Below are 16,075 nucleotides of genomic sequence, written 5' to 3'. Positions count from 1 at the left end.
AGGCGTTCAGCCCCCAGGAGTGCTCCAACTACTTCAGACATGCAGGTTATGGTTCAATTTAAAACTGACAGACTCTAATCGGAACAACGAAGGATCGGCGGCCGGCTTCCCGGCCACCGCCTTGCCCATCAGCCTGCGTGGCTCAGTTGGAGACGAGAAACGCCGGCGGCGACGTTCAAACCTGTTCCAACCTGAGCACTGACTGGCTGCAGGGCAAAATTCTTGGAGTTTCCGCCAATCAGCGCGTTGGCACCGACGCCAAGCCCGGCGGCGGCAGACGCGGATGCGCCGACATAGCTGCCAGCCAGTGAGCCTTCGCCGATGCGAGACGCAGCAGTGCTGACAACCACCCAGTTGAGGTAGGTTTTTCCCGTCACGCCAATATCGAGACCAAGCTTACCGATCGAACCGGTGTAACGCTCAACCTTGCCATTCTGCTGACGGAACTGGCACTGCACCTTCTTGCTCGAACCGAGGATCAAGCCCACGCCACCTTCGATTTCGCAACTCAGCGCACCGATACGCTGACCAGGCTCCGCTGCTTGGGCACGGGAAGCCTTTCCGCTTGCCGCAAAAGCGGCAGGGGTTGCTGCGAGAGATGCGATTGTGGCGAGAAGAATGATCTTTTTCATAATGTTCTCTTTCTTCAGAAGCTGATTTAGCTATGGTCCGGGATGACCGCGTCATTGACAGCGATATAGCGAGGCAGATGGATCCGTGGCTGCACGGCGAGGTCGGCCAGAACGCTGCGTCCAGTGAAGACTTCAGCGATAGCAATCGCGGTCTCCAGTGTATCGGTGGAGTCCACCTCACCTGTCAGGACAATCCGACCATCCTCGAAGGAACAGGCAATGCTGCTTTTTTCGAGTCCCTGCGCATAGGCAAGGATCGACTGCAAGGCAGCACAAACACTGTGATCCTGAAGGTGTCCGCGCATCTGGGAACGTGCGTGTGCGACAATCATCATACCTGCCTCGCTCACGAGTTGATCCGGAAACTACTTCAGAGCGGACTTCACAGAGTCCTTGGCCTTGCCGACAGCGCTCTGCGCTTCGCCGGCAACCTTGTCGGCCTTGCCCTCGATCTCGAGGTCACGATTGCCCGTCACCTTGCCGACGGCTTCCTTGATGGTACCCTTTGCCTGACGGGCAGCACCTTCGATTCGGTTCTTATCCATGATCCTACTCCTTGTTTCAGTTGGGTCAGCAGCTCTTCATTGCGCTACACGACTGGAGATAGGACCGGAAACGGTGCTGATGCAGAGAGAGAACTACTAATCCTGCTAGTAGGTTTTTACCTTTTTTTGGCCTTCGATGTCTTTTTGCCAGAAGATGCACCGTTCCCGCTGAACCCACGCTCGCGCGCCCATATCACGGCTGCGGCACGCCGATTGACGCCGATCTTGTTGTAGAGGGACGCCACATGATTGCGAATGGTATGGCGCGACAGGCAAAGCGCATCGCCCATCTCGGCATCACTCAAACCATCGCAGATCAATCCGAGAATCTCGCTCTCTCGCTCGCTTAGATCTCTGAGTTCCGCGGACGGACTTTTCCCGGTAGAAGCCTGACGCAAGGTGGCGAGGCGATCCACGACAGTTCGGCTGAACCAGGATGTATCGGCCATGACGCTTTCGATGGCCTCGATGAGTTCCAGTTCCGACCGTCTTCTTTCCGTCACGTCCTGCACCGACCACAGCACGCACGCATGGTCATTTATCTCCACCCGTTCAGCAGAGACCAGACATTCAGCCGTATCGCCATTTGCCAACATCATACGCATGGCGACGTCCCTCACCGGCACATTGTCACGCAAATGCTGCTCGATTTCCTTACGAGCCTTCGTATCTTCCCAAAGCTTCAAATCGGCTGCCGTCTTTCCAATGACAGATTCGATCTTCCTGCCACTCAGGGACAGGAAAGCTTCATTGACCTCCATGAAGACGAAGTCATCCAACCGCGCGATTGCGGCCGGTGCAGGCGACAAGCGGAACGACTTCGAGAACCTCTCTTCACTCTGGCGAAGAGCGTTCTGCGCCTTGCGGCGCCCATCGAGATCGGCAAAGGTAAACAGCATGCAGGGCACCTCGCCGACAGGGATGGGCTCGCCCGCGACAATGACCAATCGATCTCCACCATCCGGAAGCGGTATCAGGGCCTCGCGCTGGCGTATGACCCTGCCTTCCGCCAGCTTGATCATGGCGTCATCACCCGTCTCGCAGTTGGAGAACAGTCCGATTTCCTCGACCATCTTGCCCAGCACATCGTCCTGGCTCAGTCCGGTCATTTCCATGAAACCCTGGTTGACGCGGATAAAGCGTTGGTCGTCCAGCCTGCATATGAGTCCTGGCGCGGGATTGGCATTGAAGGATTTCTCGAAACGCTTTTCGGCCTCATAGCGCGGGGTTTCGTCGCGAATGATCAGCACCAGAACATCAGGCTTGGCACCGGCGTCTTCGAGGATCAGCGTCCGCACAACATGAACCCAGCACGCATCAGGATCGCTGGTCGGAGAGACTTCAATGGTGACCCCGTCCAATGCTTCCCCGCCCAGTAGCCGTTCAAGCGGGTACTGCCCCTCGTCAAGCGTGTGGTTGTTTCGATACCTAAGAGTGAAACGGCGGCGGTAATCCGCAACAGTCTCGCCAAGCCCGGCAAGATCTTCCACGCGGTGGCTCTTGAGGGCGGCTTCGTTTGCCCAAATGATTCTGCCATCCAGTTCCACAAGGATAAGACCATCTGTCAGGCCTGCGATAAGCTGCTGCAGGACGGTACGGTTTATGCGTGGTACCTCAGCGGCTTCGTTCATGGAGATCCGGTTCCAATTTGAATGGACCATAAAGTGTGAACGATCTTGTGCAGGACAAGTGGCATCATCCTGATGTTGAACACGGTGGAAAAGACGTCTGGCGACTAAAGAAAATAAACAAAGGGTTTACGAGGATCATTTTTTTGCCACGCGCGTTGATGAGGAAATTCACAAGCGTCAGCATTGCTGAGTCGAGAACTGCCGCACCAAACGCATAGAGTAATACCCAAGGAGTAAACCCATGAAGAAAATCCTCGCAGTTGCCATCTCTGCTCTGCCCGTCATCGCAAGCGCTGGCACAGCATTTTCAGCCGACACCATCTCCCGCTATGACCGCGCTCCGGTCGCTCAGGAGCAGGACCAGCGCGGTGGCGTGCGCATCGGCTATCTGGATTGCACGATCGGTGGCGGTGTTGGCTACGTGCTCGGTTCTGCGAAGGAAGCTGACTGCGTCTTTACGTCCGCGATGGGTGGTGAACCGCTCGACCGTTATACGGGCGTTGTGCGCAAGATGGGCGTAGACCTTGGCTTCACGACGAAACAGCGCATGGTCTGGGCCGTTTTCGCTCCGACTGCCGGTTACCACCGCGGTTCACTCGGCGGCCTTTATCAGGGCGCAACGGCTGAGGTAACGGTTGTTGCAGGCGTCGGCGCCAATGTTCTCGTCGGCGGGACGTCCGGATCGATCCACCTTCAGACGGTCAGCGTCCAGGGCCAGCTTGGCCTGAACCTCGCTGCAACCGGAACCTCCGTGACGCTTACTCCTGCAAGCTGAGGTCCGTAGTATCAATGAACATGAAAGCGTCTGCTCCGGCAGGCGCTTTTTTCTTGGCCTTGTCTTTATTCAGATTTACTTGAAAAGACTTGATCTGTAATCGCTGGTTCGATTTGGATCCATCGGTACATGACCAACCCACCGCTTCTATGCCGAACCGGAGTTCCAGATGACCGCACTCGTCGAAAATGCCAAGCGATTGGCTGACCGCCTCCTGTCGTCCTACTCGGGTTCTCGACTACTTGCAGGCATGGCCGGAGCACCCGGATCCGGAAAGTCGTCGCTAGCGGATGCAGTAGTGGAAGAAATCAACCACAAGCGGCCGGGCGTTGCCGCGGTCTTCCCAATGGACGGATTTCACTACGACGACGCCGTGCTTCGAGATATGGGCCGCCTTGCCAACAAGGGTGCCATCGATACGTTCGATGCCCATGGTCTCAGACACATGCTGCAGAGGCTGAAAGCAAATGAAGATGATGCGGTCGCCGTTCCGGTTTTCGATCGATCCATTGAAATTGCCAGGGCTGGGGGTCGCCTCATACCGCGTGAGACGGGTATCATCGTTTGCGAAGGTAATTATCTGCTGATGCGCAACGAGCCTTGGGACCGGCTGCATCCGATCTTTGACCTCACCGTTCTGGTTGAAGTGCCGGTCGAGGAGTTGCGCCGGCGTTTGCGAGAGCGCTGGTTCTTTTACGGTCTCGACGAGGAAGGTATTCGTCGAAAGCTGGACGACAATGACATTCCCAACGGGATGGCCATCATGGACGGCAGCATCGAACCTGATGTCCGGGTTCCGAATTGAACCCGCGATGCGCTTCAAGGACATGATTGCATGACTTTGGTTACTATGACCTGGCTTATTGCGGGCATGACCGCCCTTGGCGTCGTCGTCCGTCCGTTTCGATGGCCGGAAGCGGTCTGGGCGGTTGCCGGTGCCGCCATGCTCCTCCTCCTCAACATCATCGGTTGGAGCGACGCCGTCAGCGGCGTCCTGAAAGGGTTCGACGTATACCTCTTTCTCATCGGAATGATGTTGCTATCGGAGCTTGCCAGGCGAGAGGGCCTGTTCGACTGGATTGCCGCGATCGCAACCTCCGCCGCGAAAGGATCTCCGCTCCGTCTATTCTGCCTGGTTTACGCAGTCGGCGTGGTTGTCACGGTCTTTCTGTCAAATGACGCAACAGCGGTTGTCCTGACACCGGCGGTTTATGCCGCCTGTCGTGCAGCGAAGGTAAAGGACCCTCTGCCCTATCTCCTGATCTGCGCATTCATCGCCAACGCCGCGAGCTTTGTCCTGCCCATTTCGAATCCCGCAAACCTTGTCATCTTCGCAGGTGGAGAGATGCCGCCTCTATCCCGTTGGCTGGCGACATTCCTGCTGCCCTCCATTGCCGCGATCGCCGTTACCTTTATTTGCCTCTACGGGACCCAGCGCAAAGCATTGATGGCGGATGAACTGGCAGAAAACATTCCAACACCGGAATTGACACGAGCGGCAAAAATCTCTGGTATCGGTCTCTGCATCACTGCCGCTGTGTTGGTCATAGCATCTGCCCTGCATCTCGATCTTGGAATCCCCACCTTCATAGCCGGGGTCGTTACAACTCTTGGCGTCCTGCTGCTCACCCGCCAGAACCCTCTTGAGGTTTTACGCGGGGTCAGCTGGAGCGTATTGCCACTGGTCGCAGGACTGTTCGTTGTTGTGGAAGCCGTGAACAAGACCGGGCTGACATCGCTTCTTGCGCAGCAGCTAGCAACGCTTGCGGCGGAATCAGAAACACAAGCGATAGCGATCGCAGGCACCGGCGTCGCGATTATTTCAAACCTCGTCAACAATCTGCCAGCAGGTCTCTTCGCCGGAAGCGCGGTGCAGGCCGCGAATGTGTCAGATGCCATCGCGGGCGCTGTACTCATTGGTGTAGACCTTGGCCCGAACCTGTCGGTCACGGGGTCACTTGCCACCATCCTCTGGCTTACAGCATTGCGGCGCGAAGGCATTCACATGAGTGCCTTCGCCTTTCTGAAGTTGGGCTTGGTGGTGATGACCCCAGCGCTTGCCGCTGCACTGGGGGTTCTCATCCTGCAAAGCCTTTAGGCTATTTCGTACGGAGCATCTCGATGATGCCAGAGAAATCCGTCGCACCATGGCCTGAGGCCTCGAACTCGCGGTAAAGGGCAGCAGCCGCAGCGCCCAGCGGCGTGTTCGCTCCGCTGCTGTTTGCCGCATCCTGGGAGAGCAGCAGATCCTTCAGCATCAGGGCTGCTGCGAACCCGGGCTGGTAGTCGCGGTTGGCAGGCGAAGTCGGAACCGGACCCGGAACCGGGCAGTAGGTATTGACCGACCAGCACTGACCGGACGAGGTGGAAACCACATCGAACAGCGCCTGATGGGTCAGGCCAAGCTTTTCGCCCAACGCAAAGGCTTCGCAGGCGCCAATCATCGAAATGCCAAGCAGCATGTTGTTGCAGATCTTTGCGGCCTGACCAGCGCCGCCGCCACCGCAATGGACAATGCGTTTTCCCATGGCCTCGAGGATTGGGCGCGCCGCGTCAAAGGCGGCCTGCGTGCCTCCCGCCATGAAGGTGAGTGTCGCCTGCGCTGCTCCCGAGATACCACCGGACACCGGCGCGTCAAGGGAATGGCAATTGGCCTCGGCTGAAAGTTGATGCGCCTTCCGGGCTGAATCCACATCGATGGTCGAGCAATCGATCAACAGTGTGCCAGATGCAAGCGATGGCTTGAGCTCTGACCAAACGGAGAGCACATGCTCCCCCTTCGGCAGCATGGTGATGATCACGGTTGCGCCCTCGCATGCGTCAGCCAAGGACGAGACCGCCTGCACCCCGGCCTCTCCGGCTGCCTTGCGGCTGTGCTCCGACAGATCGAAACCGCGAACCACGTGGCCAGCCTTCACCAGATTGGCGGCCATTGGTCCGCCCATGTTTCCAAGTCCTACAAATGCAATATTCGCCATAATCAAAGTCCTCCCGATGCCATTATCTATTGTCTTCCAAAATCATCATCGCCGCTTTCTCCGCAATCATGACCGTAGGTGAATTCGTGTTTCCCGACGTGATCCTCGGCATAATGGAGGCATCTGCTATTCGCAGACGCCCAAGAGCCCGCATCCGCAATCGCGGATCGACGACGCTCTCAGGGTCCGGCCCCATGCGGCAGGTGCCGACAGGGTGGAAAATCGTCGTTCCGATCTCTCCAGCGGCTTTGACCAGTTCCTCCTCAGTCTGATAACTCGGACCCGGCTTATATTCCTGCGGATTATAACGGGCGAAGGAAGGCTTAGAAACAATCTCTCGCGTCAACCGGATAGACTGCGCGGCGACCATCCGGTCACTTTCCGTCGAAAGATAGCGGGGTGCGATAGCAGGCTGTTGCGCGAAATCAGCGCTCTTGGCATGCACTGAGCCTCGACTGTCTGGCCGCAGGTTGCACACACTGGCTGTAATGGCTGGGAAGGTGTGAACAGGATCGCCGAACTTATCGAGGGAAACGGGCTGCACATGGTACTGCAAATCCGGCGTTTCCTTCTCCGGTCCGGAACGGGTGAAGATGCCAAGCTGGCTGGGCGCCATCGCCATGGGACCGGATCGTTTTGCCAGATATTCGAGCCCGATCGCCATCTTGCCAAACAGGCTGGACGCCTTCTCGTTCAGAGTTGGGACACCGGTCACCTTGAAAGTCAGGCGCAGTTGCAGATGGTCCTGAAGGTTTTCGCCCACCTGCCCGACCTCCTTGACAAGGTCGATTCCAGCATTTTGCAAAACCTCTCCCCGCCCGACCCCTGACAGTTCCAAAAGATGCGGCGAGCCGATCGCGCCAGCTGAAAGCACTGTCTCGCGACGGGCATAGAATCGCTGATCGACGCCCCCGACGGATACCTCGACACCCTTCACCTCTCCCTGTTCGATGATGAGCTTTTTCGCCTGCGCCTTGGTTACGACGCGTAAATTGCCGCGTTTCATTGCGGGCCGAAGAAAGGCCTTGACCGTATTCCAGCGAATGCCCGAACGCTGATTGACGTCAAAGTAGCCAGAACCTTCGTTGGTGCCCCGATTGAAATCCGGCGTCTTGGGAATGCCTGCCTCTTCCGCCGCCTGCTGGAAAGCGTCGAGAACCGCCCAGCGAACGCGGGCGGTTTCCACGCGCCATTCCCCACCGGCTCCGTGCATGTCATCGCCGCCCTTATGAAAATCCTCGGACTTCCGGAAAAGCGGCAAGACGTCATCCCAACCCCAGCCGGGATTGCCCATCTGTCGCCACTGATCATAGTCGCGCGCCTGACCACGCATATAGATCATGCCGTTGATCGAAGAGCAGCCGCCAAGAACCTTGCCGCGAGGATAGTTCAGCGCCCGGCCGTTGAGACCCTGTTCCTTCTCGGTCTGAAAGCACCAGTCCGTCCGGGGATTGTTGATGCAATAGAGGTAGCCGACCGGAATGTGGATCCAATGATAATTGTCGTTGCCGCCAGCCTCCAGAAGCAGAACCGTGTTCTTCCCGTCGGCGGACAGGCGGTTGGCGAGCACGCAGCCAGCAGTCCCTGCACCAATGATAATGTAATCGAAGCTATTCATGACACAGCTCGTGAGGGGGCCAAAGGTTCGCCTGGGCGCGCTCAATGCGCCCATGCGGAGTTTAAACTAGAAGCTTTGGTGCGCTTATCGGGTTAGAGCCAGCGCGCCAGCCCGAATTTTCGGCCGATCCTTGAGGCCGCCAGTTCGCCCACCACACCACGTCGGAAGACCAGCACGCAGATCATGAACACAGCGCCGGTGATGATCGTGACCGGAAAGCCGGTCGTTGCCAGATAATTGCCGAGCATGACCACAATGGCGGAACCGAGGATTGGGCCAAGCATGGTGCCGATACCACCGAGCAGTGTCATCAGGATCACCTCGCCGGAGGTCTGCCAGCCCACATCGGTCAGCGTCGCGAACTGGAACACGAGAGCTTTGGTGCCGCCTGCCAATCCGGCAAGCGCTGCCGACATCACGAAGGCACCAAGTTTGTAGCGCGCGACGGAGTAGCCAAGCGAGATCGCGCGTTGCTCGTTCTCACGGATGGATTTCAGGATCATGCCGAAGGGCGAATGTACGAAGCGCCAGATGATGAAAACGCCAATCAGGAAGATCGCGGCCACGGTGTAATACATGGCGATCGGCTGGTTGAGATCGATGAAGCCGAAAAGATGCCCACGCGGAACGGACTGGATACCGTCCTCACCATGCGTGAACTTGGCCTGCAGGCAGAAGAAGAAAAACATCTGTGCAAGCGACAGCGTGATCATGGAGAAATAGATGCCCTGCCGCCGGATCGCAAAGAAACCCATGATGAGGCCGAGAGCGGCGCCGCCTGCAGTTCCGATGAGAATGCCGAGTTCAGGCGGCACGCCCCATTCCTTCACGCTGTGCGCGGTGAAATAGGCAGCGCCGCCGAAAAAGGCCGCGTGCCCGAAGGAAAGGAGACCGGTATAGCCAATCAGAAGATTAAAGGCGGCCGCAAAGAGAGCAAAGCAGAGCACCTTCATGATGAAGACCGGGTAGATCAGGAAGGGCGCAACAAGAAGCAGCAACAAGCCTGCGATCAGCGCAAGACGTCTCGCCGTGATTTCGGCCTTTGAAACAGAACGGTCATCGAGGGCATCAGACGGGACGGTGGAGGTGTGAATTTCAGCCATGTTCTTACTCCCGTCCAAACAGTCCGGCAGGCCGGACCAGCAGGACTATTGCCATGATGACAAAGATCACTGTGTTGGAGGCTTCCGGATAGAACACCTTGGTCAGGCCTTCGGTAATGCCCAGAACATAGCCCGTTACGATCGCACCAAGGATGGATCCCATTCCGCCCACGACGACCACCGCAAAGACGACGATGATGATGTTGGAGCCCATCAAGGGCGAGACCTGGTAGATTGGCGCTGCCAGCACACCTGCAAAGGCGGCAAGAGCAACACCCAGCCCGTAGGTCAGCGTCAGCAGGATCGGCACGTTGACGCCGAACGCCTGTACAAGCGTGGAATTTTCCGTTGCTGCCCGAAGATAGGCGCCAAGCTTTGTCTTCTCGATCAGCAGCCAGGTTCCGATGCAGACCAAGAGCGAGGCAACAACCACCCAACCGCGATAGTTCGGCAGGAACATGAAGCCGAGGTTCGTGCCGCCCGCAAGTGATGGAGGCGTGGCATAGGGCTGTCCGGATGCACCATAGTAGTAGCGGAAGATGCCTTCCAGCATCAGCGCCAGACCGAAGGTGAAGAGCAGACCGTAGAGCGGATCAAGACCATAGAGCCTTTGCAGGAACAGCCGCTCAATCACTGCGCCGAACACGCCGACGATGATTGGTGTCAGAATAAGCGCCGGCCAGTAGCCAATGCCGGCGAAATGCAGAAGCAGATAAGCCGTGAACGCACCCAGCATATACTGTGCGCCATGCGCAAAGTTGATCATGCGCAGCAGGCCGAAGATAATCGCCAGCCCGAGCGACAACAGGGCATAGAAGGACCCGTTGATAAGACCGATCAGAAGCTGACCCAGCAGCGCGGGAAGCGGAACTCCGAAAACCGTGTTCATGGTTCAGACTCCTAGAACTTTATGGAGTTCATCCATGCGCTCGCCAAGCTGCGCAACGGGAAACTCCGATTGAATATGGCCGTGATCCATGAGGTAGAAGCGGTCGGCAACTCGACTTGCAAACCGGAAGTTCTGCTCCACCAGAAGAACCGTTATACCGCGCTGTTTCAGCCGGATCAGTACATCGCCGATACGCTGAACGATAACAGGCGCAAGTCCCTCCGTCGGTTCATCCAGAAGAAGCATCCGCACACCCGTACGCAGGATCCGCGCAATAGCCAGCATTTGCTGCTCGCCACCGGAAAGCTTGGTTCCAGGGCTGTTTCGACGCTCATGGAGGTTTGGAAACAGTTCGAAAATCTCATCGACCGTCATGCCGTTTTTGGCGATCTGCGGCGGCAGCATGAGATTCTCGATGACACTGAGGCTTGCGAAGATGCCGCGCTCTTCCGGCACGAAACCCAAGCCATGCCGCGCCGTCTTGTGCAGCGGCACGGGCATCATGTCCTGATCGTTAAATCGCAGCGTACCCTTGCGCTGGCGGATGATGCCCATGATGGTGCGCAGCGTCGTCGTCTTGCCGACGCCGTTGCGGCCAAGCAGGGTTACCGTCTCGCCTTCGCGGATCTGCATGTCGACCCCATGCAGAACGTGGCTTTCGCCATACCATGCGTTGAGGCCGCGAACGTCCAGTAATGCGTTCATCTCAATCCTCCTCGCGGCCCATATAGGCCGTGCGCACCTGTGGATCCTGGCTGACGGTCGCATAGTCACCAGCCGCGAGGATTTCGCCGCGCTGAAGCACGGTGACCCGGTCGCAGATGTCGGCCACGACCGACAGGTTGTGCTCGACCATCAGCACCGCGCGCGTTTTGGCGACGGAGCGAATGAGCCCGGCAATGGCGGTGATATCCTCCTGCCCCATCCCAGCCAGCGGTTCGTCGAGCAGCAGCACTTTAGGATCGAGAGCGAGCGTCGTTGCAATCTCCAGAACGCGTTTGCGCCCATAGGAGAGGTCCGCCGCAAGTGCATCACGCTCCCGCATGAGCCCGACGGTTGTCAGCAGGGCATCGGCTTTCCCTGTCAGGGTGTCGAGCGCCGACATCGGCCGCCAGAACTGGTGTGCCAGACCGTTCGGTCGCTGCAACGCGACCCTGACATTGTCCAGCACCGTCAGATGCGGGAAGACCGCCGAAATCTGGAATGAGCGCACCAGCCCCATTCGTGCCACGCGGTCCGGGGAAGTGGACGTGATGTCTTCGCCCATGAGGGTAATTTTACCCGCCGTTGGCTGAAGAAACTTGGTCAAAAGATTAAACACCGTCGTCTTCCCGGCGCCATTCGGCCCGATGAGCGCATGGATCTCACCATGGAAGACGTCGATATCGACATTGTTGACCGCTAGAAAACCACCGAAGCGGCGAGAGAGACCACGCGCGGAAAGGACCGCGCGTTGCTCCCCCAGGGACTGTGGGGATGGTGCGTTCATGAAAAGACCCGCTTATTTTACGAGGTCACAGCCGCTCTTGGCCGGATCGATATAGGCTTCCTTGCCAGGAATCGTGGCAAGAACCTTGAAGTAGTCCCAGGGCTTCTTGCTCTCGGACGGCTTCTTGACTTCCAGCAGATACATGTCCTTGATCATACGGCCGTTCGGGCCAACAGTGCCCTTGCCTGCAAAGACGTCTTCAACCGGCATGGAATGCAACTGTTTGGCAACGGCTTCCGTCTCATCCGTTCCGGCCTTCTGGATGGCCTTCAGGTATTGAAGAACAGCAGAATAGGTGCCCGCCTGAATCATGTTCGGCATCTTGCCGGTGCGCTTCATGTAACGCTCGCCGAACTTGCGGCTCTCGTCGTCACGATCCCAGTAGAAACCTTCCGTCAGGGTCAAACCCTGTGCCGCTTCAAGACCGAGGCCGTTGACTTCCGCAAGCGTGAAGAGCAGCGCTGCGAGGCGCTGTCCGCTCTGCGTGATGCCGAATTCCGCTGCCTGCTTGATGGCGTTCTGCGTATCCGCGCCAGCATTCGCGAGACCGACGACATTCGCACCGGATGACTGCGCCTGAAGCAGGAACGAAGAATAGTCTGCGTTGCTGAGCGGATGGCGGACCGCACCCACTACTTCACCACCATTGGCCTTGACGAATTCGCTGGTCTGGCCCTCAAGCGAGTAACCGAATGCGTAATCGGCCGTCAGGAAGAACCACTTCTTGCCGCCCTGCTTTACAAGCGCGCCGCCGGTGCCGACAGCCAGAGCATGTGTATCGTAGGCCCAATGGAAGCCATAGGGGCTGCACTGCTTGCCAGTCAGTTCTGTCGTCGCAGCACCGGTGACGATGTCGATCTTCTTCTTTTCCTTGGCAATTGCCTGCACCGCGAGAGCGACGGAAGACGTCGTCAGTTCCATGATGGCATCGACCTGGTTTGTGTCGAACCACTGGCGTGCGATGTTGGAAGCGATGTCCGGCTTGTTCTGATGGTCAGCGTCAACAATCTCGATTGCGCTATCGAGCACCTTGCCACCGAAATCTTCAACGGCCATCTTTGCCGCCTCGACAGAGCCCTTGCCGCCGAAATCGGCATAGACACCGGACTGGTCGTTCAGGATGCCGATCTTCACCTTTCCGTCGGAAACGGAAGCAGCAAACGCCATGGATGTGCTGGCAAGAAGCGCCGCAGCCGACGCCAGAATAGTTCCGCGCATATCATTATCCTCCCAGAGATAGTGCGTGGCGCTCATATGAGCCTGTTCAAAAACAGGCTGCTGGCTATCCTCAAAGCCCGCAGCTCAAGGATTATGTTTCTCTTAAAAATCCGCTTGCGCAAGCAATTGCGCGAACTAATTTCAAACAGTATCTGTTCAAAATTGAACAGGCAGGAGCGAGTGGAATGTCGAAGACGCATTTTACGTGGGATGACCTGCAATTCTTCCTTGCAGTGGCGCGCTCAGGCCAGTTGTCGACGGCAGCAAGAAAACTGAGGACAAGTCACGCTACGGTCTCGCGACGCATCGATCGGCTGGAGTTTACCCTGAAGGTCAAGCTCTTCGAGCGTAACCCACGCGGCTATGTGCTCACACCCATTGGCCAGCGATTCGTGGAAACGGCAGAAAAGGTCGAACAGGAGACCGAGCGGCTGGAGGCGGAACTTGCCGGTCAGGGGCCCGCTCAGCAAGGTGTCGTGCGCATCTCTGCACCGGAGGGCTTCTCGAACTTCTTTCTCGCGGCCCGCTTTGGAGAACTTTCCGCACGCTATCCCAATCTGGCACTTGAACTGGTCACGATCCAGCAGATCATGGCGCTCTCACGCAAGGAGGCTGATCTTGCCGTCGTACTCGATCCGCCAAAGGCAGGCCCCTACCATGTGGAGAAACTGACAGACTACGCGCTGCAAATCTATGCAAGCCAGAGCTATCTCAACCGTCGTGGCACGCCGGAAAGCCGCGAGGAACTGCTCAATCACCAGTTCATCGGTTACATTCAGGATATGATCTTTGCGCCGGGGCTGGACTATCTGGGAGACATCCATCCGCGCATTCAACCGAGCCTGCAAAGCTCTAGTATCTTCGCGCAATTGACCGCGACTCGAAACGGGTTGGGGGTCTGCGTTCTGCCCTTCTTCATTGCCCGCCAATATTCGGAACTTCAGCCAGTCTTAAGCGACGTGAAGCTTGACCGCCACTACTGGCTGGTCTGTCACCAGGATCTGGTGCAGTCCAGCCGTATCCGCGCGATCATTGGCTTTCTTCGGGACATCGTGGCGAAGGACCAGAACCAGTTTCTGTCAAACGGCGTTGATGAACCCCGCGCAAAGGGCAGAGGCAGACATACGACTGTCTCATCCGGTTGACCGAACAAAGAGGCGAACCGATCCGGCGATCGCTTCCCCCGGCTTGAGAACGGTCAAATCTCTTGCCTGCCGCTGCTCCGGGCTCAGGTTCAAGACGCCGGCTGCCGCGCTCACTGGCTCAAGGCAAAGATACCGTTCTGTTCGGTGCACTGCGATGTGCTTGAAGACAGGATCTGCAGTCACGGCCACGTCCCATCCTTTTTTCGAAGAATAGGATGCCTCGGTCCAGTCGCGGAAATGCAGCGTATAGCCAACCTTAGCGGGAATTTCTGCTGATTGCCGAGCAACCGGCGCGGCCAGTGTAGGCAGGTTCTGCGCATCCAGCACATAGGCGTTCCCGGCATCTGTCTGGGCGGCGGCTGACAGATCAACGGCAAGATAAGGATGCCAGCCGAAACATCCGGGCATGGGATCATCAGAGCGATTTACAAGCTTCAGGCGTACAGTCAGGCCATGGTCATCGAGTTCAATCTGCTGGTGCGCGGTGAATGCAAACGGCCACTCGGCATCGGCATCATAATCCAGTCGCAAGGACACGGACGAGCCGTTGGATGACGTGACCTGCCATACACGCTGGTGTGCAGGTCCGTGCATCACATCGCCGCCCAGGGCAGGATGCGACCGCAGTTGGTGCAGCACTCCCTGATGATAAAACGCGGCCTGCTTGATCCGGTTGTGGAAAGGGAACAGCGGATAGCCACCGGCTTTCGGCCAGTTCAACGGGTCGAATTCCGACGCCGTGACGGGCACGAGAATATCGCCAGCCCCAGCATGACTAAGGCCGGCAACCCGCCCTCCCCAGTCTGGAATGACACGGGCCGTAAACGGCCCGTGCGCAATGTCGACCACCTCAAGCGAAGGCATAGGAACCATCAGGACGCTTAGGCACCCGCCGCTGCCAATGCACATAGCCGTCTTCCTGCATGGCCTTCTCATCCATTTCGACACCCCAGCCGGGACGATCCGGGCGCAGTTCCAGATAGCCATCCTTCGGCAGATAGGGATCGACAACGTAGCGCGTTTCGTCTTCACGCGTCTCGATATCGGTCCCGCCGTAGACATAGCACTGGCCGCGCGGCAGGCGATATTCAAGGATACGGAAGTTCTGGGTCGCCGCTGCGAAGTGAACATTCACCGCCGTGGCAAGCGGACCCATGGGGTTATGCGGTGCCATGCTGACAAAATGCGCTTCAGCCAGAACCGCGATCTTGCGCATTTCCGTGATGCCGCCGACGACGCAGATATCCGGCTGGATCCAGTCTGCACCCTTGACCTGTAGAAGGCGCAGGAATTCGAAGCGGCTGTAGAGGCTTTCACCTGTCGCGAGCGTGCAGTTGAGACCCTGCTTCAGATCACCCCAGGCCTCGATGTTCTCTGGCCGCAGCGGCTCTTCGAAGAACAGCGGATCATAGGGAGCGAGCGCATTGCCAAGCTGCCGCGCCGCCGCAGGTTCAAAGATCTTTGCATGTGCATCGAAGGCGATTTCGTAGTCAGAACGGATCGTTTCACGCAGGGAGCGGAAGTATTCCGCCGAAGCGCGAACGACCTCACCCCAGCGATTGGCATGCAGATCGATGCGCCATGGGCTTAGCTTGAAGGCGGTAAAGCCCCAGCCTTCGTTCAGGCGATCAAGCTCTTCCTTGGCAGCGGGCGCATCCGGTGCCGTGTAGACACCCGCGTAGACGCGGATCTTGTCACGCACCGCGCCACCCAGGAGCTTGTAGACCGGCACATTTGCAGCCTTCGCCGCCAGATCCCACAAACAGTGGTCAAGCGCTGAAATTGCAGAAAGCCCAAGCGCCCCAGGGGGAAAGCGGCTTTGCTGGATCAGCAGGTTGACGAGATATTCCACACGCGTCGGGTCCTGCCCGGCTATGAAGCCATAGAGGTAATCCAGCAGCGGCGGCAGCGCGAGATCAGGGCCGTGATTGTAGCACTCGCCCCAGCCGGTCAACCCATCATCCGTGTCCAGAGCGACGATAACGCGTGGACGGTCCTTGTCGCGCGTCACGAAGACGCGCATGCGATCAATTTTCATGGTCATGCCTCATG

The 16,075-nt window shown here is 57.8% G+C and carries 17 protein-coding genes; 4 read left to right on the top strand and 13 right to left on the bottom strand.

Annotated features, from left to right (window positions below; genetic code table 11):
* Nucleotides 1–128 precede the first annotated feature (128 nt).
* From MUU53_RS13800 to MUU53_RS13785, 4 genes are all read right to left on the bottom strand, one after another.
* A complete protein-coding gene (locus tag MUU53_RS13800) occupies nucleotides 129–632 on the bottom strand; it encodes a DUF992 domain-containing protein (RefSeq protein ID WP_247261410.1) in 504 nt (167 codons plus the stop codon).
* Between the two features lie 26 nt (nucleotides 633–658).
* Complete coding sequence (locus MUU53_RS13795; protein WP_247261409.1) at nucleotides 659–982, bottom strand: BON domain-containing protein; 324 nt, start codon at nucleotides 980–982, stop codon at nucleotides 659–661.
* A gap of 15 nt (nucleotides 983–997) precedes the next feature.
* Nucleotides 998–1,177: a CsbD family protein gene (locus tag MUU53_RS13790; protein ID WP_062556467.1), complete on the bottom strand. Its 180-nt coding sequence runs from the start codon at nucleotides 1,175–1,177 to the stop codon at nucleotides 998–1,000.
* Between the two features lie 116 nt (nucleotides 1,178–1,293).
* Nucleotides 1,294–2,808, bottom strand: coding sequence for a helix-turn-helix transcriptional regulator (locus MUU53_RS13785; RefSeq protein WP_247261408.1), 1,515 nt, complete (start codon nucleotides 2,806–2,808; stop codon nucleotides 1,294–1,296).
* Between the two features lie 241 nt (nucleotides 2,809–3,049).
* Between MUU53_RS13785 and MUU53_RS13780 the strand changes: the two genes are divergently transcribed.
* The 3 genes from MUU53_RS13780 (at nucleotide 3,050) to MUU53_RS13770 (ending at nucleotide 5,681) form a co-directional block, all read left to right on the top strand.
* Nucleotides 3,050–3,583: a DUF992 domain-containing protein gene (locus MUU53_RS13780; RefSeq protein ID WP_062556465.1), complete on the top strand. Its 534-nt coding sequence runs from the start codon at nucleotides 3,050–3,052 to the stop codon at nucleotides 3,581–3,583.
* Between the two features lie 169 nt (nucleotides 3,584–3,752).
* Nucleotides 3,753–4,388: a nucleoside/nucleotide kinase family protein gene (locus MUU53_RS13775; protein ID WP_247261407.1), complete on the top strand. Its 636-nt coding sequence runs from the start codon at nucleotides 3,753–3,755 to the stop codon at nucleotides 4,386–4,388.
* A gap of 30 nt (nucleotides 4,389–4,418) precedes the next feature.
* The gene (locus MUU53_RS13770) at nucleotides 4,419–5,681 is read left to right on the top strand and encodes an arsenic transporter (RefSeq protein ID WP_247261406.1); all 1,263 of its coding nucleotides are present in this window, start codon (nucleotides 4,419–4,421) and stop codon (nucleotides 5,679–5,681) included.
* A 1-nt stretch (nucleotide 5,682) separates the two neighbouring features.
* On the opposite strand, the gene mmsB is transcribed toward MUU53_RS13770, so the two are convergent.
* From mmsB to MUU53_RS13735, 7 genes are all read right to left on the bottom strand, one after another.
* Complete coding sequence (mmsB, locus tag MUU53_RS13765; protein ID WP_247261405.1) at nucleotides 5,683–6,561, bottom strand: 3-hydroxyisobutyrate dehydrogenase; 879 nt, start codon at nucleotides 6,559–6,561, stop codon at nucleotides 5,683–5,685.
* Nucleotides 6,562–6,583: 22 nt separating this feature from the next.
* Nucleotides 6,584–8,179 carry a GMC family oxidoreductase gene (locus MUU53_RS13760; RefSeq protein WP_247261404.1) on the bottom strand — a complete coding sequence of 532 codons (1,596 nt, stop codon included), beginning with the start codon at nucleotides 8,177–8,179 and terminating at the stop codon, nucleotides 6,584–6,586.
* Nucleotides 8,180–8,271: 92 nt separating this feature from the next.
* Nucleotides 8,272–9,282, bottom strand: coding sequence for a branched-chain amino acid ABC transporter permease (locus tag MUU53_RS13755; RefSeq protein WP_247261403.1), 1,011 nt, complete (start codon nucleotides 9,280–9,282; stop codon nucleotides 8,272–8,274).
* A gap of 4 nt (nucleotides 9,283–9,286) precedes the next feature.
* Complete coding sequence (locus MUU53_RS13750) at nucleotides 9,287–10,171, bottom strand: branched-chain amino acid ABC transporter permease (RefSeq protein ID WP_247261402.1); 885 nt, start codon at nucleotides 10,169–10,171, stop codon at nucleotides 9,287–9,289.
* 3 nt (nucleotides 10,172–10,174) lie between these two features.
* A complete protein-coding gene (locus MUU53_RS13745; RefSeq protein WP_062556458.1) occupies nucleotides 10,175–10,876 on the bottom strand; it encodes an ABC transporter ATP-binding protein in 702 nt (233 codons plus the stop codon).
* A 1-nt stretch (nucleotide 10,877) separates the two neighbouring features.
* The gene (locus tag MUU53_RS13740; protein ID WP_062556457.1) at nucleotides 10,878–11,660 is read right to left on the bottom strand and encodes an ABC transporter ATP-binding protein; all 783 of its coding nucleotides are present in this window, start codon (nucleotides 11,658–11,660) and stop codon (nucleotides 10,878–10,880) included.
* 12 nt (nucleotides 11,661–11,672) lie between these two features.
* Entirely contained in the window at nucleotides 11,673–12,827 is a 1,155-nt protein-coding gene (locus tag MUU53_RS13735; protein WP_376748593.1) for an ABC transporter substrate-binding protein, read from the bottom strand.
* A 236-nt stretch (nucleotides 12,828–13,063) separates the two neighbouring features.
* Here MUU53_RS13735 and MUU53_RS13730 point away from each other — a divergent pair, with 236 nt between their 5' ends.
* Complete coding sequence (locus tag MUU53_RS13730; RefSeq protein ID WP_247261401.1) at nucleotides 13,064–14,023, top strand: LysR family transcriptional regulator; 960 nt, start codon at nucleotides 13,064–13,066, stop codon at nucleotides 14,021–14,023.
* Here the strand turns inward: MUU53_RS13730 and MUU53_RS13725 are convergent.
* Nucleotides 14,012–14,887, bottom strand: a complete 876-nt coding sequence (locus MUU53_RS13725) for an aldose epimerase family protein (RefSeq protein WP_247261400.1) — start codon at nucleotides 14,885–14,887, stop codon at nucleotides 14,012–14,014. The two genes, MUU53_RS13730 and MUU53_RS13725, sit on opposite strands and share 12 nt — an antisense overlap.
* Nucleotides 14,874–16,061 carry a mandelate racemase/muconate lactonizing enzyme family protein gene (locus MUU53_RS13720; protein WP_247261399.1) on the bottom strand — a complete coding sequence of 396 codons (1,188 nt, stop codon included), beginning with the start codon at nucleotides 16,059–16,061 and terminating at the stop codon, nucleotides 14,874–14,876. The genes MUU53_RS13725 and MUU53_RS13720 overlap by 14 nt, the downstream gene beginning before the upstream one ends.
* Nucleotides 16,062–16,075: the final 14 nt, after the last annotated feature.

The organism is Affinirhizobium lemnae (assembly GCF_022968395.1).
GTDB lineage: Bacteria > Pseudomonadota > Alphaproteobacteria > Rhizobiales > Rhizobiaceae > Neorhizobium > Neorhizobium lemnae.
Note: the sequence above shows the minus strand (reverse complement) of the source record. Positions and strands in the feature narration are given on the sequence as shown.

What these genes read in the sequence shown, in the direction of transcription:
- MUU53_RS13800 (WP_247261410.1), bottom strand. Translation starts at nt 632, where the DNA reads ATGAAAAAGATCATTCTTCTCGCCACAATCGCATCTCTCGCAGCAACC.
- MUU53_RS13790 (WP_062556467.1), bottom strand. Translation starts at nt 1,177, where the DNA reads ATGGATAAGAACCGAATCGAAGGTGCTGCCCGTCAGGCAAAGGGTACC.
- MUU53_RS13785 (WP_247261408.1), bottom strand. Translation starts at nt 2,808, where the DNA reads ATGAACGAAGCCGCTGAGGTACCACGCATAAACCGTACCGTCCTGCAG.
- MUU53_RS13780 (WP_062556465.1), top strand. Translation starts at nt 3,050, where the DNA reads ATGAAGAAAATCCTCGCAGTTGCCATCTCTGCTCTGCCCGTCATCGCA.
- MUU53_RS13775 (WP_247261407.1), top strand. Translation starts at nt 3,753, where the DNA reads ATGACCGCACTCGTCGAAAATGCCAAGCGATTGGCTGACCGCCTCCTG.
- MUU53_RS13770 (WP_247261406.1), top strand. Translation starts at nt 4,419, where the DNA reads ATGACTTTGGTTACTATGACCTGGCTTATTGCGGGCATGACCGCCCTT.
- mmsB (WP_247261405.1), bottom strand. Translation starts at nt 6,561, where the DNA reads ATGGCGAATATTGCATTTGTAGGACTTGGAAACATGGGCGGACCAATG.
- MUU53_RS13760 (WP_247261404.1), bottom strand. Translation starts at nt 8,179, where the DNA reads ATGAATAGCTTCGATTACATTATCATTGGTGCAGGGACTGCTGGCTGC.
- MUU53_RS13755 (WP_247261403.1), bottom strand. Translation starts at nt 9,282, where the DNA reads ATGGCTGAAATTCACACCTCCACCGTCCCGTCTGATGCCCTCGATGAC.
- MUU53_RS13750 (WP_247261402.1), bottom strand. Translation starts at nt 10,171, where the DNA reads ATGAACACGGTTTTCGGAGTTCCGCTTCCCGCGCTGCTGGGTCAGCTT.
- MUU53_RS13745 (WP_062556458.1), bottom strand. Translation starts at nt 10,876, where the DNA reads ATGAACGCATTACTGGACGTTCGCGGCCTCAACGCATGGTATGGCGAA.
- MUU53_RS13740 (WP_062556457.1), bottom strand. Translation starts at nt 11,660, where the DNA reads ATGAACGCACCATCCCCACAGTCCCTGGGGGAGCAACGCGCGGTCCTT.
- MUU53_RS13735 (WP_376748593.1), bottom strand. Translation starts at nt 12,827, where the DNA reads ATGGCGTTTGCTGCTTCCGTTTCCGACGGAAAGGTGAAGATCGGCATC.
- MUU53_RS13730 (WP_247261401.1), top strand. Translation starts at nt 13,064, where the DNA reads ATGTCGAAGACGCATTTTACGTGGGATGACCTGCAATTCTTCCTTGCA.
- MUU53_RS13725 (WP_247261400.1), bottom strand. Translation starts at nt 14,887, where the DNA reads ATGCCTTCGCTTGAGGTGGTCGACATTGCGCACGGGCCGTTTACGGCC.
- MUU53_RS13720 (WP_247261399.1), bottom strand. Translation starts at nt 16,061, where the DNA reads ATGAAAATTGATCGCATGCGCGTCTTCGTGACGCGCGACAAGGACCGT.